Source organism: Rhizobium sp. SRDI969, assembly GCF_025152725.1.
In the GTDB taxonomy this organism is placed as follows: Bacteria; Pseudomonadota; Alphaproteobacteria; order Rhizobiales; family Rhizobiaceae; genus Rhizobium; species Rhizobium leguminosarum_I.
Genome location: NZ_CP104036.1, coordinates 365,720 through 389,202, shown reverse-complemented (window position 1 = coordinate 389,202; position 23,483 = coordinate 365,720). Strand labels below are relative to the sequence as shown.

Sequence of the window (23,483 nt, the reverse complement as noted above, 5' to 3'; positions counted from 1 at the left end):
AACCTATCAAAGGTTTGGCTAACCGACGTCCTTCATGGCATGCCGTTCGTCGGGCGAATGTGCCAGGATGCGATTGCGGCCTTGCGTCTTGGCGTCGTAGAGCGCGGCATCGGCCTCGGTCAGGAGGCGGTTCGGGTTGATCCTCAAGGTGGCCCCCGTCGCGCAGGATATGCCGATGCTGGCGGTCACCCGGCCGAATTCGCTGCCGGAATGAACGATATTCTCCTGGCTGAGGAGACGCGCGAATTGCTCGGCAACGATCATTGCGCCTTTCGCACTGGTTGCGGGGAGCAGAACCACGAATTCTTCTCCGCCGTAGCGCGCGACGATATCTGCCGGGCGGCTGACCGACTGGCGCAGGCACCTGCTGACGACACGCAGGCATTGGTCTCCGGCGGGATGACCATAGGTATCGTTATAGGCCTTGAAGCGGTCGATATCGACCATCAGAAGGCTGAACGGCGTGTTTTTCCTGGCGCTGCCTGCGGTTTCGCGCGCGAAAGCTTCGTCGAAGGCCCGGCGATTGACCATGCCGGTGAGCCCATCTGTCTCAGCGAGGTTCTTCAGCTGTTCCGCCGACAGCCTGAGCGCGATTTCCGCCTGCTTGGTCGCTGTGATGTCTGAGACAACCGCCATCGCCGTGCCGTCTTCCGCTAGCCTTGTCCGGATGCTGCGCCAGTCGCCATTGTGAAGCTGAACCTCTTCGTCCTTGTTGCTGTGCAACGTAGCACTGACGGACCTGATCCACTCTTCGCGGTCATTATCCGGGATACCCGTGCGCTCGCCGGTTTCGGCAACGCGGCGAAGGATGTCGCTGATATGAGCGCCAACCACGCGGGCGTCTCCGGATAGCGGAAAGGCGGCGCGATACTGGTCGTTGCAAAAAACGAGAAAACCCTTGCTGTCGTACATGGCGATGCCATCGGACATGCCGGCCATCGCATGTGACAGCAGGTTCTTGCTCTTGCGCAATTCCCGCTCCAGAGCAGTCCGCTCCGTCACGTCACGCGTGACGCCGGCAAGGCCGATCACCCGTCCCTGCCTATCCTTCAGCGGCACCTTGGAGGCGAGCAGGTATCTGTCTTCGACACGCTCGACGGAGTCGATCAGGGGCACCCCGGTGTCCATGACCTGCTGTTCGAGATAATAAAATTCTTCGGCGCGCGGCCGCGACAGAAGATTGAAATCCGACAATCCGGTCATCTCCGCCGTGGTTTTGAAACGAAAAAGGCGGATCATATTTTCATTGACGGTGATGAACCGGCTGTTTCGGTCCTTCACGTAGAGATAGTCGGGCGACTGCGAAAACGCGGTCACCAATATGCTTCGCTCCAGCTCCCATTGCTGCGTCTTCAACAGAACGAAACCACACAGCGCCGTCGCCAGGCAATTCAATACCGTCATCGGCAGACCGATGATGGCCAATACGCGGGCATGCACCAGTGTGGGAAGCACCGCCATCAAGACGATCAGTGCGGCGCCGAGCGCGAGGCTCAGCATCGCAACGTCCATAAGCTCGGGGGATCTCTTCCGGATCCAGACATTGGCAGCCAGGCCGATCCCGGTCGCGACAGCAATTGCGATCAGGCCATCGATCATTGCCGTGCCGCCCACACAGAAGCGGAAAGCCAACGCCAGCGCCGCCGCAAAAGCCGCTGCGATCGGTCCGCCAAACATGCCTGCCAAAGCAAGCGGCGAGAAGCGCATATCGATATAGATGCCGGGATTGACTTCGACGGCCAGCAATATCGATCCGATGGAGGCGCAGCCGGCCACAATTCCGAAGGCGATTTTTTCCTGTGTGACCGAACGACGCTGAAATTGGATCGAGAAATGCGCCCAGAGCGAAATCGCCAGGCACACGAATGACAGGTTGCCACCGAATTGCGTCCAGATGCCATTCACTGCGTTGGATCCACCTTCCAATACGTCATCCGAACCCATCATAAGGCAATACTGGTTTGAGCTTCGTTAAGTCGCAGGCCTGCCAGCCTATATTCGTCAGTAGTTGCGTCTGCAGGCCGGTCGGCAGCAATACGGCGATAGGAAAGCGGCGTCCGCGGCGACGATGAGGTATGGCACGCAGGCCCTGCTGCCAAATTTGACGACAGCGGATCACTCGCAAGCAGCCACCCATGCCGTCAGCAGCCGAGGCTGCCGACGGCATCGTCCGCCACTTCTCTTCTATTTGCAGATCGCCGCCGCCAAGAAGCCGCGCATCGCCTCGCCATAAGGCGGCCGCATCATGTATTCCGCTTCCACCATCCTGCTCTGGTGATAGACGGCGCGCGGATGCGAGAAGGCGAGGAAGCCGAATTTGCCGTGATAGGCTCCCATGCTCGAATGGCCGACGCCGCCGAAGGGCAGGCCTTCCGCCGTGACGTGGCTCATGCAGTCGTTGACCGTCACCCCACCGGAGGTCGTATTGTCAAGGACGCGGGCCTCCTCCTGCCGGTCCTGGCTGAAGTAATAGAGAGCGAGCGGGCGCGGCCTGGCATTGATGCGATCGATGACGTCGGCGATCTCGCGATAGGCTATGACCGGCAGCACGGGTCCGAAGATTTCCTCCTGCAGCACGCGCATGTCTTCGGTGGGATCGAGGATCAGGGTCGGAGGCATGCGGTGCGCCGATTGCTGGGAGAAATTTTCTGCCGCCGGGTTCATCTCGACAATCCCAGCGCCCTTGGCCCTGGCATCGTCGATCAGGCCCTGGATACGGGCGTGATGGCGGGCATTGACGATCGAAGTGTAATCAGGATTTTCCTTCAGCGCCGGATACATCGCGCCGACCGCCGCGACCGCGTGCCCGGCAAAGGCCTCGACGCTTTCCTCGGGCACATAGACATGATCAGGCGCCAGGCAGATCTGGCCGGCGTTCAGCGTCTTGACGGTCATGACGCGGCGCGCCGCGTCTGCGAGGTCGGCCGAGCGGCCGACGATGACGGGCGATTTGCCGCCGAGTTCGAGCGTCAGCGGCGTCAGGTTTTCCGCTGCCGCGCGCATGACGTGATGGGCGATCGCGGTTCCGCCGGTGAAGATCAGATGGTCGAAGGCAAGTGATGTAAAGGCCGTGCCCGTCGCCGGTCCGCCCTGAACGACTGATATTTCCGTTTCGTCGAAAGCGCCGGCGATGAGTTCCGCCATCAAGGCGGCAGAGGCCGGCGTTACCTCCGACGGCTTGATCATGGCCCGGTTGCCGGCGGCGAGAATGCCGGCAAGCGGCGCAAGGGCGAGCTGATAAGGAAAATTCCACGGGCTCAGGATCCCGACAATCCCCTTCGGCTGATAGACCACTTCGGCCACCGCGTCCGGGAACAATGCCTCGTGCTGCTCGGGCTTCAGCCATTCGGCAAGATGGGCCTTGGCGTATTTGAGTGAACCGACGCAGGTGAAGACGTCGAGAAGTAGGCTCGCCTCGACGCTGCGGCTGCCGAAATCGTCCGAAAGGGCAGCGGCAATCGCATCCTTATGGTCGACGAGAAGGGCGATGACGCGGTCGATGCGATCGATGCGGGTCTCGATGCCTGGCGGCCCTTCCCTCAGGAAAGACGCCCTTTGCCGGCCAAGCAGCGCCTTCATGGCATCGGGACTGGTATCGGTCGCGATTGGGGTAACGGTGTTCATTGTTTCCTCCCTTGAACGGTGTCAGGCGGCCGGCTGACGCACGACCGGTTTCAGCGCGATGCCCTTTTCGGAATCCTCCACCGCTTGGTTGATATCGGCGAAATCATAGAAGGTGATCAGCTCGTCGAAGGGGAAGCGGCCCTGCCGATGGAGGTCGATCAACAACGGGATCAGCACATCGGGATTGGAATCGCCCTCGACGATGCCGCGGACCCGGCGCCCGCCGGACAGGATATGGGTGAGGTCGAGCGTCAGCGTCGCGCCATGCGGTGAGGCCCCGACGATACCGCAGGTGCCGCGCGGCGCCAGCACCCGCACGCACTGGTCGATGACGGCGGGCACGCCGGAGGCATCGATCGAATAATCGACGCCGGCGCCGGTCAGCGCCATGATCGCGGCAACCGCATCGGTCGCCTTGCCGTTGACGATGTCGGTCGCGCCGAGTTCCGCTGCAAGTTCCAGCCGCGCCTCGTTGACGTCGACGGCGATGATCCGTGACGCGCCGACGATCCGCGCCGCCATCACGGCGGCAAGACCGACGGAGCCCATGCCGAAAACCGCGAGCACTTTTCCCGGCTCAACCTTCAGCGCGTTCATGACTGCGCCAGCGCCGGTCTGGATGCCGCAGGCAAGCGGCCCGAGCAGTGCCAGATCCGCATGCTCGGGCACTTTCACGATATTGCGCTCATGGCACAGCGCGTGGCTGGCGAAGGAGGATTGTCCGAATATATTGCCGTGAACTCGCTCTCCCGCGTATGAGAGCCCGCTCGAACCATCGGCGCGCGCACCGAAGAAATTGCGCGGGAAGAATTCGTGGCAATAGGTCTCCTCATGATCGTTGCAGCTCGGGCAGTGACCGCAGGAATTGAAGGTCATGACCACGTGATCGCCGGGCCTGACCTTGGCAACGCCCGGCCCGACACGCTCGACGATGCCGGCGCCTTCATGGCCGAGCACGACCGGCTGCGGCACCGGCAGATGCTGGTCGCGCATGACGATATCGGTGTGGCAAACCCCTGTCGCCACGACACGAACCAGGATTTCACCCTCGCGCGGCTCCTCCAGATCGAGCCTTTCCAGCGAAACGGCGTATGGGGCGCACGCGCCACCGCGGCATGGATTTTCATTGCTTTCCTCCTCCCGATGATCGGCTCGCGAACGGCCCAGCGAACCGGGCTCGCCCTCAGCGGCCGCGCTTGTAGGCGCCGAGCCCCGGCTGATAAGTCTTGTCGTCGAGGAACTGCTTCAGCCCTTCGTCGCGCCCCTTGGTCTTGTCGAGAAACAGCATCTGTTCCAGCTTGGCGTAGATGTAATCGTCGGCAAGATCCCAGGGCAGGTCGCGCACGCGCTTGTAGGTGTCCTTGGCGGCCTTCAGCGTCACCGGGTTCTTTTCGAGCAGGTTGGCGCAAATCTTGCGGACCCGGGTTTCCAGCTCCGCCAGCGGCACGGCCTCGTTGACGAGACCCATTTCGGCGGCCTTGCGCCCGTCGAACAGTTCGCCGGTCATGATGTAATAGAGAGCATCGCGATGACGCATCACTTCGGCGACCGCGCGGGTGACGTTGCCGCCCGGCAGAATGCCCCAGTTGATCTCGGAGAGGCCGAAATTCGCCTCCTCGGCGGCGATGGCGAGATCGCAGGAAACGAGCGGCGTGAAGGCGCCGCCGAAGCACCAGCCGTTGACCATGGCGATCGTCGGCTTTTCGAAATACATCAGCCGGCTCCACCAGCCGCCGGACTGCCGCCGCGCCTTCAGCGTCGCGCTGCGCGGCTTGTCGTCATTGTCGCGGAAATATTCCTTCAGATCCATGCCGGCGGACCAGGATTCGCCGGCGCCGCGCAGGACGAGGACGCCGCAACGCTCGTCGCCCTCGAGCTCGTCGAGCACTTCGAGCATCCGGGCATTCAGGGCCGGGTTCATCGCATTGCGCTTTTCCGGACGGTTGAGGGTCACAAAGGCGATGCCGTTATCGAATTCGACCAGAACCGGCGATTGCCTGTCAGTCATGTTCTCTTCAGTCATGAGGTTACTCCATGGGTTTCGGCGTGAGTGCCCGGGCCGCTTCACAGGGCCTGTCGTTGAAGGGTTTCGTCGGAATGGAACTGGCGCAGGACATGTTTCTGCACCTTGCCGGAGGCGGTACGAGGAATGGCCTCGACGAAGAGGATGCGCGCCGGGCGCTTGAAGGCGGCGAGCCTTGCCGCGCAATGGCCGGCGATCTCAACGTCCGTTGCCACAGCCCCCGGCCGCAGCACGACATAGGCCACGCCGCATTCGCCCCATCGGATGTCGGGAATGCCGACGACCGCGGCGTCGAGGATATCGGGATGACTTGCGAGCGCTGCCTCGATCTCGGCGGGATAAACATTCTCGCCGCCGCTGATGTACATGTCCTTCAGCCGGTCGACGATGCGATAGAAGCCGTTCGCTTCGCGTCGGCCGAGATCGCCGGTGCGGTACCAGCCGTCCGTGAAGGCGGCAGCGGTTTCCTGAGGCTTGTTCCAGTAGCCCGGCGTCACCGCCGGCCCGCGCAGCCAGAGTTCGCCGATCTCGCCTTCGCCAACCTCCCGGCCATCCTCGTCGACGATGCGAATGTCGAGCAATGGCGCGGGAAGACCGACGCTGCCGGGATTGTCCTGCACGGCGCGCCGGTCGATCGGCACGTGCAGCACCGTTCCGGCCTCGCTCATGCCGTAACCGTTGACCAGCGCAACGCCGTCATCGAGATAGCTTTCGATCAGCGCCTGCGTCAGCGGCGCGCCGCCGACGAAGAGCGCATGCAGGCCGGCGAGCGCCGCGGCGCTATAGGCAGGATCGTCGCGCAAGGCGAGCGCGATCTGCGGCACGGCGAAATAATGGGTGACGGCACGCTGCCGGTTGGCAAGGGCGGCGAGTGTGCGCGCCGGCGTGAAGCGGTCGGAGACGACAAGCGTGCCGCCCAGCATCAACGTGGTGCGCGCCACCGCGATCAGCCCGATCGTATGGAAGAACGGCAGATCGCACAGGGCAACGGATTTTGGCCCGATCTCTCCGACGACGGAAAAATTGATGGCGGCAAAGAAGGCGTTGCGGCGGGTGATGACGACGCCTTTCGGCTGCCCCGTCGTGCCCGAGGTGTAGAGAAGGACGCAAGGTGCGTCGGCATCGCCGGCCACCGGAGCGGCCGGAAGGCTCGCTTCGATCCGCGCGGCGAGCCCGTCCGGACCGCCAGCCGTCGATATCACCGCCATCTCAGGATCGGCGCCCGCAAGGCTGGCGACGGTTGCCGCGAACTCCTCGTCGTGAACGAGCAGAGCCGGCGCGCAATCGGCAAGGATCGGCCGAAGCTCGGCGGCGTTGAGGCGCCAGTTGAGCGGCACGTAGATGGCGCCGGCACGCTGGCAGGCAAAGGCAAGCACGATCGAATCGATGGAGTTGCGCGCCAGCATGGCGACACGCGCCCCGTCGTGGCGCGCTTCGAGCAAATCGCTCAGTAAGCCGGCGCAGCGGGCGATCCGCGCATCGAGCTCGGCATAGGTGAGCTGCCGGCCGGTGGCGATCTCGAACAGAGCCGGACGGTCCGGTGCGACCCGGGCGCGGTAAAGGATCGGATCATCCGTCACCAGTCCGCAATCCGCCGACGAAGCCACCCCGGAAAAGGAATGCGCCATGTTCTCCTCCCATGCCCACCGCTCCCCGCGGCAGGCATCAAATTTGTATGTAACACATACTAATATCTTTTTCCCATGATGCAAGAGGCTGTTTAAGGCAAATTCGAATCGCTCGAATGGCGCGCGGAAATCCGCACGACGGATATTGACTAACCTGCTGATTTTGATGGTTATGATGATGGATGAGGCGAGAGCGAACGATGAGCACCAAACCACCGCAGGACGATTTCGAGGGCGACGATGCTCCCGCGACGCCGGGCCTCGACGTCGGCCGGCTTGGCGATCTGCTGGGATTTCAGCTGCGCATGGCGCATGTCGCAGTCTATCGCGACTTCGCCGAAACCATGGCGGCTCTGGCGCTGACGCAGAAGCAGCTGGCGGTGATGGAACTCGTCGCCGGCAATCCGGGCGCATCGCAGATCGATCTTGCCAATACGCTCGGCACCGACCGGGCGACGATGATGGCCCTCGTCAATCGGCTGGCCGCCCGCGACCTGATCGAGCGCCGGCCCTCCGCGGCCGACCGCCGCCGCCAGGAGCTTCATCTGACGACGGCGGGAGGCGCAATGCTCGCCCGGGCGCGTGAACTGATCGATAGGCATGAGCAGCGCTTCATCGAGCTGTTTTCGCGCGAGGAACTGGATGCGCTGCTGACGGCGCTGAAGCGGATATACAAGGGGAGCTGAAGCCCGCCTTCGCTTGGGAAGCGAGCAGCATCCGAGCCTGTAGATTTCTATTGGGACACTCCCGTGTTATGATCCCGGTCCTGGCGTTGTCCGCCGTGGGTTCTGCACACGGAGACTTGTCTCATGAGCGAAGTGGACGTCCTTTTTGCCTCCCTGCGACAGGCGGCTGACCCGCAGACGGTGGAGTGCATCGAAAATGTCGTCATGAATGGCTCGGATCGCGAGCTCAATCGCATCAATGCGCTCGCTTTCGCCGATACACACCATCTCGATGAAGAAAAAACCATCGCCGCGTTTCTCCATGCAGCCCGCATAGGCGCATTCGAGATGACCTGGAATGTCCTTTGCCCGGGATGCGGCGGCGTCCTCGACAGCGGCGCAACCCTCAAAACCGTCGTCCACGAGACGTACCATTGCGCGCTTTGCGCGGCCGGATACGAGCCGACCCTCGACGAGATGGTCGAGGTCACGTTTACGGTCAGTCCGCGCGTGCGCAGGATTGCCGCCCACGATCCCGATCGGTTGTCCCCGCTCGAGTACTACCGCCAGATCTTCTTCAGCTCCGGCGTCGACCTGCCTGACGATCTTGAAGCGAGGCTGGCGCGCATCCAGCTGGAGATGATCGAGCTGGATCCGGGCGAGAAGGCCTTCGTCTCGCTGCAACTGCCGGCGCAATTCGTCATCATCTTCGATGCGGTGACACACTCGGCGCAGTTCATCGACGTGCAAGGAGAGCCCACCGACGAACGTCAGAACCTCTCGATGATCATCAGCCGGACGCATGCGCTGAACGAAACGCTGACCCTGCGTCCTGGCTCACTGCGGCTGACCCTCGAGAACCACACCGATCGCAGGGTGGTGCCGAACGTCTGCATCGCAGGCGATGACCTGCACGACCTCTTGGGCCGCAGGCGGCCTTTCCTGACGGCCAAGCGCCTGCTGACGAACCAGAGCTTCCGGGACATCTATCGGACAGACACACTCGACGTCGACCAACGCCTCAAAATCACCAGCCTGACCTTCCTCTTCACCGACTTGAGGGGCTCGACCGCGCTTTACGAGCGCGTCGGAGATCTTGCCGCTTTCGATCTGGTGCGAGCGCATTTCCGAGTTCTTCACGAGATCGTCGCCACAGAGGCCGGAGCAGTCGTCAAGACCATAGGCGATGCCGTGATGGCGACCTTCCCGAGCCCGGACCGCGCGGTGGCGGCGGCACTCAGCATGCGCGAGGCGATGCTTCGCTTAAATGCCGAACACGGCAGCGACGATCTTCTGCTGAAGATCGGCATCCATGAGGGACCATGCCTCGCCGTCAACCTGAACGACCGGCAGGACTATTTCGGCCAAACCGTCAATATCGCCTCCCGCGTCCAGGGCCTTGCCGATCCGAATGTGATCATGACAACGGAAGCGATCGTTGGGGATGCCCAAGTTTCAGAGATCCTCCGCGACAGCGGCATCACCTCGGCTTCCCGAATGGCGGAGCTTCAGGGCATCGGGAGAGAGGTAAGGATTTTTGCGCTGTCGTGAGTTTGGTCTTCTCTTCGAGGTCAAGTCAACTTGAGCGGTTTCCACTGCCGGCCCGGAGCGGACTTTTTCGTTATCGAAGGATATGGCTGCTTTGCGCCCCATGGCGGCCGTAGAGCGCATCCTAGCCGCACCCCGAAAGCGGACATTCAGGGGATCGGCGAGAGCTGAGTGCCATAGTGCTTTCCACGGCCCACTTGATGTCGTCGGCGATGGATCGAAGACGAACCTCGTTCAACGCGCGTATTAATAGGTGGTGGAGGATGGAGTGGGTTTGCAGGCTGACACAGAAACAGATGACATTCTCTAAGAGTTTCAGGTACCGATCCGGCAAGCGCGACACTGGAAAGAACGCAACAGCTCGAGTCGCAGACCTAAGGTGTCTGGTGTCCCTTATGAATCGTCCGGAAACCGGTAATTCATTCTAGCATAAATCTGCTCGAATCCGGCCATGAGATTGGCGTGAGAGATATTTGGCTCCGCGGCAGAAGGCTGGGCCGTTTCGACGACGAATGTCTGAAACGCTCTGACTGATGCCTTGATTCAGACGCGCGGTGATGAGGGCCTTCTGTGCCCCTCGATTGCGAAACTCGGGAACCGTCGCGCCACCATCAAGCCACGCACGGCCGTCTGCCGCATACATTGCGCCGGTCGCAATCGGTCTGCCGTCCAATTCCGCGAAAAAGCAGGTCCAACCGTCCTTCCCGACGATCGATGACCAAAGCGGTGTCAGGTTTGCTGGAAAGTTAAATCCGGCGCACATCATCGCGCCGAAGATTTCGGCCTCGGTGACTTTGACCTGCCGGGTAGCGACCTCTCCAGAATGAATGAGTGGCGTAGAAGGCGCTGTTCGCCATAGCTTTGCCCAACCGTTACCTTGGGGAACAAGACCCCGTTTCCTTATCCAATCGTGTGTCTGTTGAGGAGCGCTGGCAGCGTTCATTTGCAAGTAGCGGCGGCCTGCCTTTTTGCTCATCCACTCAAAGGCCGGGTCAAGATCTTCAAGTGCTGCAATGCCGAGCACGCGATTGAGACCGATGGCGGGCGCGCTGGGCAGCGATATTGCGCAACCTGCAGCCAATTGCATGCAGCGAAACTCAGCCCTGTCGGCGAGCGTCTGGGGCGCGATCATGAACAGGCCGATAAATGCTTTCGCTTCGGTGATATCTTCTTCCGGCACCGCTTGGCGCGATGCTGACGGGCGATCCATGGCAGTGTCCTTAAGCTATCAACAAGCCAAACAGGCTTCACCGCAGCGAAGTCAGCAACGGTGGAAGCAGGCTGAGGTTGCGAGCGCGATTAAGTCAGGAAGTCGGCCATTGCGATGGCGATTTCCGCGTGAAAAAGCGATGATCGCCTCGCCGCCGTTTATGCACTCGGAACGGTTGCGCCACCGGCTGTCATGGCTATAGGCCAGCGCTACCTTTCGGGATTGCGGCTGTTCCAGCCATCCTTCGCAAGCCGAACCTTTTCTGTTGCGGAAGCCCATGAAAAGGGCGGCAATGGGGGTCTTGTGGCGTCCATTATTTTCCTCCCCAGGCTTCGAGCCGAGTACGCAATTCCGCATTCTCCGACTCCAGTTCGGCCAAGCGTTCACGCAACGGTGCTACCGCTTTCTCCACCTCGTGTTCGGTGTAACGCGGTGTAATATGCTGAGGGCAATTCCAATCGAAGGCTTCCAGCCGCAGCCGGAAAATCCGCTCAGCCTTTGCTCGGTAGCCGGCATCCAAAACAAGATCGGTCAGTGCCGGGTCGGCATCGAGTGCAAGCTTCTCGACATGCACGTAGATTTTGAGGCGGGCTCGCCGCGGGTAATCAACCAGAAAGAGACAGGCCCGATCGTTTGCGGCGAAGTTACCGGCACTGATGTATTGGCGGTTACCCCGGTAGTCGGCGAATGCCAGTGTCTTGTTGTCAACGATCTTGAGAAAGCCCTGCGGCCCGCCGCGATGCTGCACATAAGGCCAGTCGGTTTCCGACACAGACGCAACATAGAAGCTGTCCCGAGCAGCGATGAAGGCGCGCTCGCTGTCGGTTAAACTATCCGACTCTCGATGGTGATCGCCCAACCATATCTGATCGGCACCCATTTCAGTCTGGGCCAGCCGCACATTCGGAGTGATTGCAACTTCCAAAAAATGGTACGGCATGGGAGATCTCCAAAATCTGGAATTTAGTAACCGCCGTTCAGCGGCGTGACCTCGGTTTGCGGAACCTTGGTCACACCGCCGGTGACCATGTCTGATGGTCACTTCTTCGCGACGTGGCGATCCAGGAAGTCGTTGATTAGAGGAGCAGCGACGTCAAGTTTTTCTTCGAGCAGGAAATGACCCGAATTCAAGACATGAATTTCGGCATCTGGGAGGTCCTTGAGATAAGGATGAGCGCCGGCCTCAGGAAAAATATAGTCGTTCTTGCCCCAGACGATGAGCGTGGGAGGTTTACGCTCACGTAAGAAGTTTTGGAAGTCAGGGTAAAGCGGCACGTTGGTGCGATAGTCATACAACATGTCGAGCTGGATGTCTTTGTTCCCTGGTCGGTCCAGGAGAGCCTGGTCGTGAACCCAGTTGTCGGGGCTGATGCGCGACACGTCTTCCATCCCGTCGGTGTACTGAAACTTGGTCGTTTCGAGCGTGACCAGACCGGAGAGCGCCTCACGGCTCTTCTGCGATCCATCGGACCAGTAGGTCTTGATGGGATCCCAGAATTCCTTCAGCCCTTCATCATAGGCATTGCCATTCTGGATGATCAGCGCACTGACCCGCTCGGGATGTTTCAGCGCCAGGCGGTATCCCACCGGTGCACCATAATCCATGACGTACATGGTGTAGCTTTTGACGGCCAGATGATCCAGCAACTTGTCGACGATATTGGCGACCCCGCCAAACGTATAGGCAAATTTGCTATGATCGGGAGATGCGCTTTGCCCGTAACCCGGATAGTCCGGCGCGATGACGTGGTATCGATCTGCAAGCAGCGGGATCAGATTCCGGAACATGTGGGATGACGTCGGAAAACCATGAAGCAGCAGCACGACCGGAGCGTCGGCCGGCCCGGCTTCCCGGTAGAAGATATCGAGACCCTCGATCTTTGCGGTTCGGTAGTGGACGGGAACCGGAGCCTCGCGAACGTCCGTCGTGGCCTGCGCGGGAAGCGCTGACGCCACTGTTGCGGCAGTCATGCTGGCGGTCGCCAGCATCAAGCACATAATCAAGCTACGCATGATGGTCTCCCTAAAAGTTGAGATGAAAGGAATGATTTCGAATGAGGGCTGCTGTCGGTCGTTCGGACCGCGCAAGCGCCGTGGCGGTTAACAACCTCACCGGAGGCTGTTGCCTCAGGTCAGGAAATGGCAGCGATGTAGAAATTCGTTGCACGTGAATGGTCGATGTGAAGGCGACGAGGGATCCGTTAGGTCACCGTTCATCAAAGGCTTCGATGTTTAGGAGTAAGCCGGTTTATGGCCTCGCTCAATTGCGATCTAGGTCACGCGCAACTAGACGATGGCATTGCAACCATAGACCTTCGTATATCGATTTTCCCTTACCCAAGTCACAGAAATCCCGTAACTATTTCCGACGGACGATCGGCCATCTTTCGACATTTCCTGACATGGAGTCGGTACGTCTGGGCTCTGTAACGTCTCAAACACTGAACGGAGAGTGCGGTGGAACGAGAGCCGGAAACCGATCCCATTATCGATCTGATCCCCGCCATGGTGTGGTCCGCAACGTCGGAAGGCATGTTGGATTTTGCCAACCAGCATTTTCTCGAGTTTATCGGGGCGCCGCTTGAGGAAATCTCCGGAGTGGGATTCTACAAGCTATTTCATCCCGACGACATGTCACATCTCGCTTCGGAATGGCACGACATCATGGCGTCGAAACATGCCAGAGAGGTCGTGGGCAGGCTCAGGCGCGCAGATGGCCAATATCGTTGGTGCACGCTTCGGCAGAAGCCGCGGCTCGATACCGAAGGAAATGTCGTCAGGTGGTATGGTGTGGTCCTCGATATAGAAGACCGCAAACAGGCCGAAAATGCATTGAAGGAAACGAAGACTGCGCTTGCGGCCAGCGAGGAAAACCTCAGCCTTATCATCAATTCGCTGCCTGTTCTCGTATGGTCAGCGCGACCGGATGGCAGCGCCGATTTTGTCAATAAAAGCTGGTTGGACTATGCAGGTCGTCCTGCTGATCAAATCCTCGAGTGGGGCTTTCTGGACCTTTACCATCCTGACGACATTCCAGGCATGGTGGACATCTGGAAGAGAGACCTCGAGCATTCCGACCACACTGTTTTGAAAGGACGCATTCGCGGAGCAGACGGCAACTATCGTTGGTTTTACTTCTCAGGGCGAAAGCTGGTCGATGCCAACGGCGTCGTTCGTTGGTTCGGTGTTAACATCGATATCGAAGACCTGCAACGTGCGGAGAATGCTCTTCGGGAAAGCGAAGCTGCGCTCAGGGAAAGTGAACACAAGCTTAATCTTATCATCAACACGATACCCGCCATGGCCTGGTCCTGCACCTCGGATGGCCGGCTTGAATATTTCAATCGAAACTTGATCGACTATGTTGGTCTACCTTCTGAAGAGATCGTCGGCTTCGGTTTTTATCGTATGTTTCATCCTGATGATGTCGAGCCGATGCGTATGGCTTGGGACGATATCGTAGCCTCAAAAAAAAGTCGTCCTGTAGACGCCCGCATCAGACGCGCCGATGGCGAATATCGATGGTTCAACCTTCGACAAAGCCCCCTTCTGGATCCCGATGGAAATGTTGTGAGATGGTACGGCGTCGTCGTGGATATCGAGGATCGCAAACGGGCGGAAGAGTCCTTGCGGCAAAGCCAGAGTGACCTCGCGCATGTGACGCGGATGACGGCCACAGGTGAGCTTGCCGTTTCAATTGCCCATGAAGTCAACCAGCCGCTGATGGCAATCGTCACGAATGCCGGCACATGTCTGCGGTGGCTACAGCCGGGCCACACCGATCTGGAGCAGGCGCGCGTGGCCGCCGAAAGGATCGTCCGGGATGGGCATCGCGCCGGCGATATCATCACCAGTATCCGGGCGATGGCTCAGAAGCTACCTGCCAGGATTGAGCTAACTGACTTCAAACCTGCCGTCCGCGAGGTGCTGGATCTGTTGACGGGCGAACTTCAACGGCGTGGAATAGAGCTCAGTCTTGATATGGCAGCAACGCCTATCGAAGTCGTAGGAGACCGAACGCAACTGCAACAGGTTGTTCTCAACTTGGTTATGAACAGCGCCGAAGCGATGACAGCTTCTTCAACAGCAAAACACATCAACATCAGATGCGCTGTGGAGGAGCAGCTTGTCAGCGTGAGCGTTTCTGACACGGGTCGCGGGGTACCTATCCACGAATTGGAGCGCGTTTTCGAAGCATTCTACAGCACGAAGGCCGACGGTATCGGAATGGGCTTATCGATATGCCGTTCCATCGTCGAAGCCCATGGTGGCCGTATTTGGGCTTCATTGGGGGAGAACGGGGACGGGGCCCTGTTTACGTTCACGTTGCCAATGGCGGAGGGCGCTGTCGTCCATGATAGATGATCGCAAGAGAGGGCAGCCCACAGTTATTGTCATCGATGACGACGAAAGTGTCCGCGAAGCTTTGAGAGGATTGTTCCAGTCAGTCGGACTTGTCGCTGAAACCCATGGTTCGGTGGCAGAGTTTCTTGCCGCGGATGATCCTGATCGTGCCGGCTGTATTGTGCTTGATATTCGCTTGCCAGGTCAAAGCGGCCTGGAGTTTCAGGAGGCACTCGCGAAAAGCCGGCATCCAAGGTCGGTGGTGCTGATCAGTGCCCATGTCGATGTGGCGATGGCTGTCCGCGCCATGAAGGCAGGTGCTATCGATGTTCTTACCAAGCCTGTGCGCGAGCAGGACCTGCTCGAAGCGGTGAATCGGGCTTTGGCAAGTGATAGCGCTCGACGCGAAGAGGCACGTCAAACGGCGGCATTGCGCCTAATGTATTCCAAACTTACCGAGCGCGAGCGGCAGATTATGGCATTGGTTGTCGCCGGGAAGCTGAACAAACAAATTGCGGCTGAAGTTCAGCTCGCTGAGGCCACCGTGAAGCTTCACCGCGGTCACATGATGCGAAAAATGCAAGCATCGTCAGTTGCGGATTTGGTTAGGATTGCGGGCATTCTGAAGGGCTGAAAGCAGCGATTTGGAGGAAGCGTTCGATCCCTTGCAAGAGCTGAGGGTCCCACACCGGCCGATGGTGATTGAGCCTTTTGCCTGTGTGCCATAGTCCGGACCTGAAAACTTCGCGCTGCGATCTGACCGTCTTCTACAGAAGTGAAGGACACCGGGAGCTACCAGTCCGCTACCGGCCCCATGTCGGCCATTGCCGATTGCAGCGCGCAATGAAGGCTATTGGCGCATTGCAGTTCTCCGCCAGCTTGGGATTTCATGTCAGCATCATCGCGATCCAAGACCGGCAAATTCTAGCGTTGACCAACGAGCCCAGAGCCTAATCTAAGGCCAATCCGCATAACCCGAAGACAGCATGCTATTTTCCGAGCCGGCCGAAGCGCGGGCGATTTCGCGGTAGCCGGCGGGTGAAAGCCCGGTCTTGCGCTTGAAGAAATGGCTGAAATAGGTCGGGTCGCGAAAGCCGAGGCTGTCGGAGATTTCCTGGATATTGCGGGCCGATCGCTCCAATCTGAGCTTCGCCTCCTGCACCACGCGCTCGTGCAGGAGCTGGATCGGCGAGCGGCCGAGCGCTCTTTGGCAGGTGGAATGCAGCCTGTCGGCCGTGACGCCCAATTCCGCGGCATAATCGCTGATCGGCCGGTGCTGGCGGAAACCGGCCTCGACCAGTTGCCGGTATCGCTGCAGGATCGATCCCACTTCGCCCTGCCCGCGCTGCTCGCTTCTCTCGCCATCGGAGCCGCGCCACAGCGCCATCAAGATGAGCCTGATATAGGCGGATGCGACCATCCAGGAGGAGCGGGAGGGATCGCTGAGTTCCCGCACGAAGCCAGAAATCAGCGGGCTGATTTCGGCCACCGCCAAGGGATCCAATGCCTCGACCAGCTTGCGCTGCTCTGTGAAGATGCGCAACGAATAGGATTCCACCTTGTCGCCAATAGCATCGACCATGATCTGCGGCGAAGCGCCGACCAGATGAGCCGCGGTTCCGGCTGATATCGACAGGTCGCACCGCGCCTGCGGCGGCAGGAAGGCAAGCAGCGGTCCGTGCAGCGGCCGATGTTCGCCATTGTCGAAGTGAAGCTCCCCACTGCCCTCCCCGAGCAGAAGGAAGTGATGGAAATCGGTATACAGCCCTTTTTGAAGACGGATGCGCCGGTGCGACAGCGACGGAGCGTGCCATTCGCCCCTGGCATAATGATGAATCCCGCCGTTCGTCGCCAACGCTTCCCCTCCGCTCCCATGTCAAACAATGCCGCAATCGCCGGATAATTACAATATTAACCCAATAAATCGCATTCCATCTGCACCAGATCGGCGTAACCTTTTCTCCATCAGCCTTTGGGAGGAGGCACATCAACAGATGCAGGAACAGTCGGGCAGCCCTCGTGGCGCCGCGTCCGCTCGTCTTCTCCCATGGCAACAACGCAAACCGACATTCGGCGCCAACACCTGGCGCCAATGTGTGGCACCAACACATGGCGAATTGGGTGAAACAGTGTTTTCAGCACAGCTGATGATCAACAACGAGGCGATGAATGCCTCCGAAGGGGCCACCTTCGAACGCATCGATCCGTTGACCGGCGACGTCGCAACGATTGCCTCGGCAGGATCCGTTGCCGACATGACGCGGGCAGCCAACGCGGCAGCAGCAGCCTTTCCGGACTGGTCGCAGACCGGCCCGGGCGAACGGCGCAGGCTTCTGAATGCCGCAGCCGACATCCTGGAGGCCCGCACAGCCGAACTCGTTGCCGCCATGACTGGCGAAACCGGCGCCACGACACAATGGGCGGCGGTCAATTGCGGCCTTGGCGCGGATATTCTTCGCGAGGCGGCGGCGATGACCACGCAGATATCCGGCGAGATCATTCCTTCCGGCATTCCGGGAAGCCTCGCCATGGCGGTCCGCCAGCCGGCAGGCGTCTGCGTCGGCATTGCCCCCTGGAATGCGCCAATTATCCTCGGCACCCGCGCGGTCGCCATGCCGCTTGCCTGCGGCAACACCGTCGTCCTCAAGGCCTCCGAACTTTGCCCGAAGACCCATGGCCTGATCGGCGACATCCTGTGTGACGCCGGCTTTCCGCGCGGCGTCGTCAATGTCGTTTCCAATGCGCCGATCGATGCCGCCGCCGTCGTAGATGCGCTGATCGCCCATCCGGCCGTCCGCCGCATCAACTTCACCGGCTCCACCCGTGTCGGCCGGATCATTGCCGAATCCGCGGCAAGGCATCTCAAGCGCTGCCTGCTCGAACTCGGCGGCAAGGCGCCGTTCATCGTTCTTGCCGACGCCGATATCGATGAGGCCGTACGTGCTGCCGCCTTCGGCGCCTTCATGAACCAGGGTCAGATCTGCATGTCGACCGAACGGATCATCCTGATGGACGAGATCGCCGATGGCTTCGTCGGCAAGTTCCGGACGAAAGCCGCAACCCTCATTGCCGGCAATCCCAGGGACGGCAACACGCCGCTCGGCACGCTGATCAACACCGAAGCCATCAGGCGCGTCCGATCGCTCATCGACGATGCCCTGCAGAAGGGCGCAGTCCTCGTCTGCGGCGGCCAGGCCAACGGCACGCTGATGGACGCGACCGTCATCGATCACGTGACGCCTGCCATGCGGATCTACCGCGAGGAGAGCTTTGGACCGGTCGCGGCGATCGTCCGGGTCGGCAGCGTCGACGAGGCCGTCACGGTTGCCAACGACAACGAATACGGGCTGTCGGCCGCCGTTTTCAGCGCCGACGTCAATGCAGCACTTGCCGTTGCCATGCGGCTCGAATCCGGCATCTGCCACATCAACGAAGCGACAGTTTCCGACGAGCCGCAAATGCCGTTCGGCGGCGTCAAATCAAGCGGCTACGGCCGCTTCGGCGGCAAGGCCGCGATCGATGAATTCACCGAGCTCAGATGGATCACCATGGCCTCGGGAAAACGGCACTACCCGATCTGAATTGAGATCGGCCGAAATGAACACTGGGAACGGGCTGGGAGGCCCGATCAAGAGGGAGGAATGATTTCATGAACGGCATTTTCCGCAACGGCAAAATCAACGCGGCATCGCTGAGCCGCCGGTCTTTCATCGCATCGACTGTCGCGGGCGGTGCTGCGCTGGCGCTTTCCGGCCGCACGGCCTTCGCTCAAAGCAGCGATACGTTGAAGGTCGGCTTCATCAGCCCGCGCACCGGCCCTCTCGGCGGCTTCGGCGAGACGGACGGCTATGTGCTAGAACTGGCGCGCAAGGCGCTGGCAAACGGGCTGCAGGCGGGTGGCAAGACCTGGAAGGTGGAGATTCTCGACCAGGACACCCAGTCCGACCCCTCGCGCGCCGGCCAGTTGGCAAAGGACCTCATCAACAACCAGGCGATCGACCTGATGCTCGCCGTCTCGACACCGGAAACCATCAACCCGGTGGCCGATGCCTGCGAGGCAGCCGGAATTCCCTGCCTCTCGACGGTCATGCCTTGGGAAGCCTGGTATTTCGGCCGCGGCGCCAAGCCGGGCGCGCCCTCGCCGTTCAAATGGACCTATCATTTCGGCTTCGGCGTCGAAGAGTTCCACAAGGCCTATGTTTCGCAGTGGAACCTGATCGAGACCAACAAGAAGGTCGGCGTGATGTATCCCAACGACGCCGACGGCAATGCGATCCGCACCCATCTGGCGCCGGCGCTCGCCAAGGCCGGCTTCACCATCGTCGATCCCGGCGCCTATGAAACCGGAACCACCGACTTTACGGCGCAGATCGCTCTCTTCAGGCAGGAGGGCGTGGAGATCTTCAACTCGTTCCCGATACCGCCTGACTTCGCCGCCTTCTGGCGTCAGGCCGCGCAGCAAGGCCTTACCCAGCAGATCAAGATCTGCCAGATCGCCAAGACGGGCCTGTTTCCGTCCGACATCGAGGCGCTCGGCGATCTCGGCCTGAACATCGGCAGCGCTGCTTACTGGCACAAGGCCTTCCCCTATAAATCCACGCTCACCGGAGTTTCCGGAACCGAACTCGCCGACGGTTATGAGACGGCCAGCGGCAAGCAGTGGACGCAGCAGCTCGGCGCCAGCCTGGCGCTTCTCGACGCCGGCTTCGATGCGCTGAAGGTCAGTACCGACGTCAAGAGCAAGGAGGCCGTCGCCAAGGCGATCAGCACGCTGAAGACAACGACCATCGCCGGCAAGGTCGATTTCACCAGCGGCCCCGTCGCCAACGTCTCTCCCGGGCCGATCATCGGCACGCAATGGGTGAAAGCGCCGGAGGGGTCGAAATTCGCGCTCGACTACGTCGTTACCGAAAACGCCACCGACCCGAATGTCCCGGTCGGCGCCAAGCTCACCGCTTATAACGGATAACGTACAGTGCTGCAGCGGGAAGCTCAAAGACGGCCGGGGGAAGCCTTTCTCTCGGCCAACGGGATCCACAAGCGGTTCGGCGCGCTGGTGGTGCTGGAGAATCTGGATTTTTCCATGGGCGATGGCGAGGCGATCGGCATTGTCGGGCCGAACGGCGCTGGCAAGACGACCCTGCTCAGCGTGCTCGCCGGCGCCTTCCCGCCGAATGAGGGAAGCATCACCTTCGACGGCGTCGACGTCACGCGCCGGACGGCGGCGGAACGCTGCCGCTCCGGGCTTGTCCGGACCCACCAGATTCCCAAGCCCTTCGGCGGCATGACGACCTTCGAAAATGTCTTCGTCGCCGCATCGCACGGCAATGCCGCAAGCCGCGACGAGGCCTATGCGCGCGTGGTGGATTCGCTTTCGCTCTGCGGCATGCTTGGAGTCGCCAACCGCCCGGCCGACACGCTCGGCCTGCTGGACCGCAAACGGCTGGAGCTTGCCCGTGCGCTTGCCACGCAGCCGAGGCTGATGCTGCTCGACGAGATCGGCGGCGGCCTGACCGATGGCGAGGCGAGCGAGCTGGTGGAAACCATCCTCGAATTGCGCCGCCGCGGTGTCGGCATCGTCTGGATCGAGCATATCGTTCATATCCTGCTGCAGGTGGCGGAACGGCTGATCTGCATGGATGCCGGCAGGATCATCGCCGATGGCGAACCGAAAACGGTCATGAACGACGCGGAGGTGGTCAAGGCCTATCTCGGAGGGACACCCGCATGAGCCTTCTCTCCATCCGCGATCTCGACGTCCGCCACGGCCTGCTCCAGGCGGTGCGCGGCGTCAGTTTCGATCTTGCCAAGGGCGAGGTGTTGGCACTGGTCGGCGCAAATGGCGCGGGCAAGACGACGCTGCTCAGATCGATCGCCGGCGCCCATTTGCCATCCTCCGGCCGCGTCCTTCTCAACGACGAAGATCTGGCCGCCATCCCGTCCCACAAGCGGATCGCCAAGGGCATCGCGCTGGTGCCGGAAGGCCGGCGGCTGTTTTCGCAGATGACGGTGGAAGAGAACCTGCTTCTCGGAAAGACCTCCGGCCGAAAGGGCGAGTGGAACATCGACCGCATCCTCGACGCCTTTCCGAACCTGAAACCCCGCCGCCACGCCAAGACGGGACATCTCTCGGGCGGGGAACAGCAGGCGACCGCCATCGGCCGGGCGCTGATGAGCAATCCCGATATTCTTCTCCTCGACGAGGTCTCGCTCGGACTTTCGCCTCTGGTCGTCGATCGCGTCTATGCCCAGTTGCAGGCACTGCTCACCTCAGGAACGACCATCGTGCTCGTCGAGCAGGACCTCGCCCGCGCCATGAGCGTGGCAAGCCGTGTCATCTGCATGCTGGAAGGGCTTATCGTCCTCGACCGGCCGGCCGCCGACGTCACGCGCGAGCACGTCACCCAGGCCTATTTCGGATTGCACCGGGCCGCCGGCGAAAGGAGCGCATCGTGATCAACACCCTGCTCCAGGGCATTCTGCTCGGCGGTTACTACGCCGTTATCGCCTGTGGATTGTCCTTCATGTTCTCGGTCATGCGGATCATCAATCTCGCGCATGGCAGCCTGGCGGTTGCAGCTGCTTACGGGCTGTGGCTGCTCGCCGCCAAAGCCGGCATTCCGCCCTTCGCCGGCCTGCTGATCGTGCTGCCGGTCATGGCGGCCGTCGGCTGGCTGTTGCAGCGCTTCATTCTGGAGCGCAGCGCCCGCGGCGGCACGCTCCTGCCGATCCTGACGACCTTCGGCCTGTCGATCGTCATCGACAATCTGCTGTTTGAGCAGTTCGGCGCCGACACCCGTTCGCTCGCGCCGTTCATCGGCAACCTGTCCTATGCCTCCTGGCAACTGCCGGGCCACATCTTCGTCGGCAAGCTTGCCGTCATGATGATGGTGACAGCCGTCCTCATTCTCGGCGGGCTGCAGTTCTTCCTGAGCCGCTTTGCGCTCGGTCGCGCGATCCGCGCCACGGCGGAAGATCCCGATACGGCGGGGCTGGTCGGCATCGACGCCCGCAGGGTCAACGCCGTCGCCACCGCGATCACCATGGTAACGGTCGGGATCGCCGGTGCCTTTCTCGGGATGCGGGCAACCTTCAGCCCCTATGCCGGCGGCCCGCAGCTACTCTTCGCCTTCGAGGCGGCCGTTATCGGCGGAGCGGGATCGCTATGGGGCACGCTTGCCGGCGGCATCGTTCTCGGTCTTGCCCAATCGCTCGGCGCGCAATTGCATCCGCAAGGCTTCCTGATCGGCGGCCATGCCGTGTTCCTGCTGGTGCTTTTCGTCAGGCTGTCACGGTCCGTCATGCCGATCTTCGACAAACTCGGCGCACGTTTCAAACAGCGCACCCGCCTCCGGAGCCCGACATGAGCCCCAACACTACTCTTGCCTCCAACGGAATATCGATAGAACGCTGGACGAAGTCGTCGCGGGTGGCGCTTGGCTGCATGGCCGCGGTGCTCGCCCTGCTGATGTTTGCCCCCGCCGCGCTCGGCGCCGGCGCGATCGACCGGATGACGGCCCTGTTCATCTACGTGATCCTTGCCGCCATGTGGAATGCGCTTGCCGGTTTCGGCGGGCTGGTCTCGGTCGGCCAGCAGGTGTTCTTCGGCCTCGGCGCCTATTTCACCATTCGGCTTGCGGATGCAGGGCTCAATCCCTTCGTCGCGCTGTTTGCCGCCGCGATCGTGACCGGCGCGCTGTCGATCCCGCTTTCGCTGTTCATGCTGCGCCTGAAGGGCGGCGAGTTCGCGATCGGCATGTGGGTGATATCAGAGCTCGCCCATCTGCTGGTCAACCTCGACCGGCTGATCCAGGGGGAAACGGGCACCTCGCTGATCTCCCTCAACGTCTATGATAGCGGCACGCGGCGGGCGACGATCTACTGGCTCGCATTGACGGCCATGGCCGCCCTGCTCGGCGCGCTCTTCATGCTGATGCGAAGCCGTGCCGGCGCGGCCATGCAGGCGATCCGCGACAATGAGGAGGCGGCGACCTCGGTCGGCGTGAGGGTGATCGCAACCAAGAGGCTGCTCTTCGTGCTTGCCGCCTTCGGCGTCGCCGTCGCCGGAGGCCTGTGGCTGGCGACCGCCACGACCTTCCAGCCGAAGACCTATTTCAGCATTCAATGGACGGCCTACATGATCTTCATGGTGCTGGTCGGCGGGATCGGCAAATTCGAAGGCGCGATCCTCGGCGCCATCCTGTTCTTCGTGATCGAGACCGTCTTCGGCGCAGCCGGCGTCTGGTACCTGATCGGCCTCGGCGCCACCGCCTTGATTTTCTCGCTCTACCTGCCGCGCGGCCTTTGGGGCGAAATCGAGCGCCGCTTCGATTTTCAACTTCTGCCGGTCGGCTACCGGCTGAAATTGCCCGGTCCGACCAAGATCCAATGGAAAGAATGAGCCGGCTTGCTTCCGGGCTCTCTCGCGAAAGGTGACGTTC

General features: G+C 61.0%; 18 protein-coding genes and 2 pseudogenes. 10 read left to right on the top strand and 10 right to left on the bottom strand.

Annotated elements, in window-relative coordinates; all coding sequences use genetic code 11:
• Positions 1-18: 18 nt before the first annotated feature.
• The 5 genes and pseudogenes from N2A41_RS25990 to N2A41_RS25970 form a co-directional block, all read right to left on the bottom strand.
• The gene (locus N2A41_RS25990) at positions 19-1,947 is read right to left on the bottom strand and encodes a diguanylate cyclase (RefSeq protein ID WP_260111174.1); all 1,929 of its coding nucleotides are present in this window, start codon (positions 1,945-1,947) and stop codon (positions 19-21) included.
• A 237-nt stretch (positions 1,948-2,184) separates the two neighbouring features.
• Complete coding sequence (locus N2A41_RS25985; protein ID WP_260111173.1) at positions 2,185-3,624, bottom strand: coniferyl aldehyde dehydrogenase; 1,440 nt, start codon at positions 3,622-3,624, stop codon at positions 2,185-2,187.
• A gap of 21 nt (positions 3,625-3,645) precedes the next feature.
• Positions 3,646-4,751, bottom strand: a pseudogene (locus N2A41_RS25980) (NAD(P)-dependent alcohol dehydrogenase).
• Positions 4,752-4,807: 56 nt separating this feature from the next.
• Positions 4,808-5,632 carry a p-hydroxycinnamoyl CoA hydratase/lyase gene (locus tag N2A41_RS25975; protein ID WP_260111442.1) on the bottom strand — a complete coding sequence of 275 codons (825 nt, stop codon included), beginning with the start codon at positions 5,630-5,632 and terminating at the stop codon, positions 4,808-4,810.
• A 56-nt stretch (positions 5,633-5,688) separates the two neighbouring features.
• Positions 5,689-7,275: an AMP-binding protein gene (locus N2A41_RS25970; protein ID WP_260111172.1), complete on the bottom strand. Its 1,587-nt coding sequence runs from the start codon at positions 7,273-7,275 to the stop codon at positions 5,689-5,691.
• A gap of 200 nt (positions 7,276-7,475) precedes the next feature.
• On the opposite strand from N2A41_RS25970, the gene N2A41_RS25965 reads away from it, so the two are divergent.
• Positions 7,476-7,961 carry a MarR family winged helix-turn-helix transcriptional regulator gene (locus N2A41_RS25965; protein ID WP_260111171.1) on the top strand — a complete coding sequence of 162 codons (486 nt, stop codon included), beginning with the start codon at positions 7,476-7,478 and terminating at the stop codon, positions 7,959-7,961.
• A 123-nt stretch (positions 7,962-8,084) separates the two neighbouring features.
• Positions 8,085-9,491, top strand: a complete 1,407-nt coding sequence (locus tag N2A41_RS25960; RefSeq protein ID WP_222387470.1) for an adenylate/guanylate cyclase domain-containing protein — start codon at positions 8,085-8,087, stop codon at positions 9,489-9,491.
• 390 nt (positions 9,492-9,881) lie between these two features.
• Here N2A41_RS25960 and N2A41_RS25955 read toward each other — a convergent pair.
• From N2A41_RS25955 to N2A41_RS25940, 4 genes and pseudogenes are all read right to left on the bottom strand, one after another.
• Positions 9,882-10,698, bottom strand: a pseudogene (locus N2A41_RS25955) (GNAT family N-acetyltransferase).
• Between the two features lie 51 nt (positions 10,699-10,749).
• Positions 10,750-10,977, bottom strand: a complete 228-nt coding sequence (locus N2A41_RS33495; protein WP_441005723.1) for a DUF1348 family protein — start codon at positions 10,975-10,977, stop codon at positions 10,750-10,752.
• A gap of 34 nt (positions 10,978-11,011) precedes the next feature.
• A complete protein-coding gene (locus N2A41_RS25945) occupies positions 11,012-11,638 on the bottom strand; it encodes a pyridoxamine 5'-phosphate oxidase family protein (protein ID WP_260111170.1) in 627 nt (208 codons plus the stop codon).
• 98 nt (positions 11,639-11,736) lie between these two features.
• Positions 11,737-12,711: an alpha/beta fold hydrolase gene (locus N2A41_RS25940; RefSeq protein ID WP_260111169.1), complete on the bottom strand. Its 975-nt coding sequence runs from the start codon at positions 12,709-12,711 to the stop codon at positions 11,737-11,739.
• A 444-nt stretch (positions 12,712-13,155) separates the two neighbouring features.
• Here N2A41_RS25940 and N2A41_RS25935 point away from each other — a divergent pair, with 444 nt between their 5' ends.
• Positions 13,156-15,063 carry a PAS domain-containing sensor histidine kinase gene (locus N2A41_RS25935; protein WP_018486468.1) on the top strand — a complete coding sequence of 636 codons (1,908 nt, stop codon included), beginning with the start codon at positions 13,156-13,158 and terminating at the stop codon, positions 15,061-15,063.
• Positions 15,053-15,676: a response regulator transcription factor gene (locus N2A41_RS25930; protein WP_018486467.1), complete on the top strand. Its 624-nt coding sequence runs from the start codon at positions 15,053-15,055 to the stop codon at positions 15,674-15,676. The genes N2A41_RS25935 and N2A41_RS25930 overlap by 11 nt, the downstream gene beginning before the upstream one ends.
• A 321-nt stretch (positions 15,677-15,997) precedes the next feature.
• Here the strand turns inward: N2A41_RS25930 and N2A41_RS25925 are convergent, their stop codons facing one another.
• Positions 15,998-16,897, bottom strand: coding sequence for a helix-turn-helix transcriptional regulator (locus N2A41_RS25925; protein WP_260111168.1), 900 nt, complete (start codon positions 16,895-16,897; stop codon positions 15,998-16,000).
• A 262-nt stretch (positions 16,898-17,159) separates the two neighbouring features.
• Between N2A41_RS25925 and N2A41_RS25920 the strand changes: the two genes are divergently transcribed.
• The 6 genes from N2A41_RS25920 to N2A41_RS25895 all read left to right on the top strand — a co-directional run bounded on the left by N2A41_RS25920 (position 17,160) and on the right by N2A41_RS25895 (position 23,443).
• On the top strand, positions 17,160-18,623 hold the full coding sequence (locus tag N2A41_RS25920) for an aldehyde dehydrogenase (RefSeq protein WP_260111441.1): 1,464 nt from the start codon (positions 17,160-17,162) through the stop codon (positions 18,621-18,623).
• A 68-nt stretch (positions 18,624-18,691) separates the two neighbouring features.
• On the top strand, positions 18,692-20,011 hold the full coding sequence (locus N2A41_RS25915; RefSeq protein ID WP_260111167.1) for an ABC transporter substrate-binding protein: 1,320 nt from the start codon (positions 18,692-18,694) through the stop codon (positions 20,009-20,011).
• A gap of 6 nt (positions 20,012-20,017) precedes the next feature.
• Positions 20,018-20,773, top strand: a complete 756-nt coding sequence (locus N2A41_RS25910; RefSeq protein WP_260111166.1) for an ABC transporter ATP-binding protein — start codon at positions 20,018-20,020, stop codon at positions 20,771-20,773.
• Positions 20,770-21,498 (top strand): ABC transporter ATP-binding protein, encoded by a 729-nt coding sequence (locus tag N2A41_RS25905; RefSeq protein WP_260111165.1) that lies wholly within the window; start codon positions 20,770-20,772, stop codon positions 21,496-21,498. Before N2A41_RS25910 ends, N2A41_RS25905 begins: the two co-directional genes overlap by 4 nt.
• A complete protein-coding gene (locus N2A41_RS25900; RefSeq protein WP_260111164.1) occupies positions 21,495-22,409 on the top strand; it encodes a branched-chain amino acid ABC transporter permease in 915 nt (304 codons plus the stop codon). The genes N2A41_RS25905 and N2A41_RS25900 overlap by 4 nt, the downstream gene beginning before the upstream one ends.
• Positions 22,406-23,443, top strand: a complete 1,038-nt coding sequence (locus N2A41_RS25895; protein WP_260111163.1) for a branched-chain amino acid ABC transporter permease — start codon at positions 22,406-22,408, stop codon at positions 23,441-23,443. Before N2A41_RS25900 ends, N2A41_RS25895 begins: the two co-directional genes overlap by 4 nt.
• Positions 23,444-23,483 lie beyond the last annotated feature (40 nt).

Bases quoted from the DNA above. Each gene is read 5' to 3' on its own strand.
- N2A41_RS25985 (WP_260111173.1), bottom strand. From the start codon at position 3,624: ATGAACACCGTTACCCCAATCGCGACCGATACCAGTCCCGATGCCATG.
- N2A41_RS25970 (WP_260111172.1), bottom strand. From the start codon at position 7,275: ATGGCGCATTCCTTTTCCGGGGTGGCTTCGTCGGCGGATTGCGGACTG.
- N2A41_RS33495 (WP_441005723.1), bottom strand. From the start codon at position 10,977: ATGGGCTTCCGCAACAGAAAAGGTTCGGCTTGCGAAGGATGGCTGGAA.
- N2A41_RS25990 (WP_260111174.1), bottom strand. From the start codon at position 1,947: ATGATGGGTTCGGATGACGTATTGGAAGGTGGATCCAACGCAGTGAAT.
- N2A41_RS25965 (WP_260111171.1), top strand. From the start codon at position 7,476: ATGAGCACCAAACCACCGCAGGACGATTTCGAGGGCGACGATGCTCCC.
- N2A41_RS25905 (WP_260111165.1), top strand. From the start codon at position 20,770: ATGAGCCTTCTCTCCATCCGCGATCTCGACGTCCGCCACGGCCTGCTC.
- N2A41_RS25960 (WP_222387470.1), top strand. From the start codon at position 8,085: ATGAGCGAAGTGGACGTCCTTTTTGCCTCCCTGCGACAGGCGGCTGAC.
- N2A41_RS25915 (WP_260111167.1), top strand. From the start codon at position 18,692: ATGAACGGCATTTTCCGCAACGGCAAAATCAACGCGGCATCGCTGAGC.
- N2A41_RS25895 (WP_260111163.1), top strand. From the start codon at position 22,406: ATGAGCCCCAACACTACTCTTGCCTCCAACGGAATATCGATAGAACGC.
- N2A41_RS25975 (WP_260111442.1), bottom strand. From the start codon at position 5,632: ATGACTGACAGGCAATCGCCGGTTCTGGTCGAATTCGATAACGGCATC.
- N2A41_RS25940 (WP_260111169.1), bottom strand. From the start codon at position 12,711: ATGCGTAGCTTGATTATGTGCTTGATGCTGGCGACCGCCAGCATGACT.
- N2A41_RS25930 (WP_018486467.1), top strand. From the start codon at position 15,053: ATGATAGATGATCGCAAGAGAGGGCAGCCCACAGTTATTGTCATCGAT.
- N2A41_RS25945 (WP_260111170.1), bottom strand. From the start codon at position 11,638: ATGCCGTACCATTTTTTGGAAGTTGCAATCACTCCGAATGTGCGGCTG.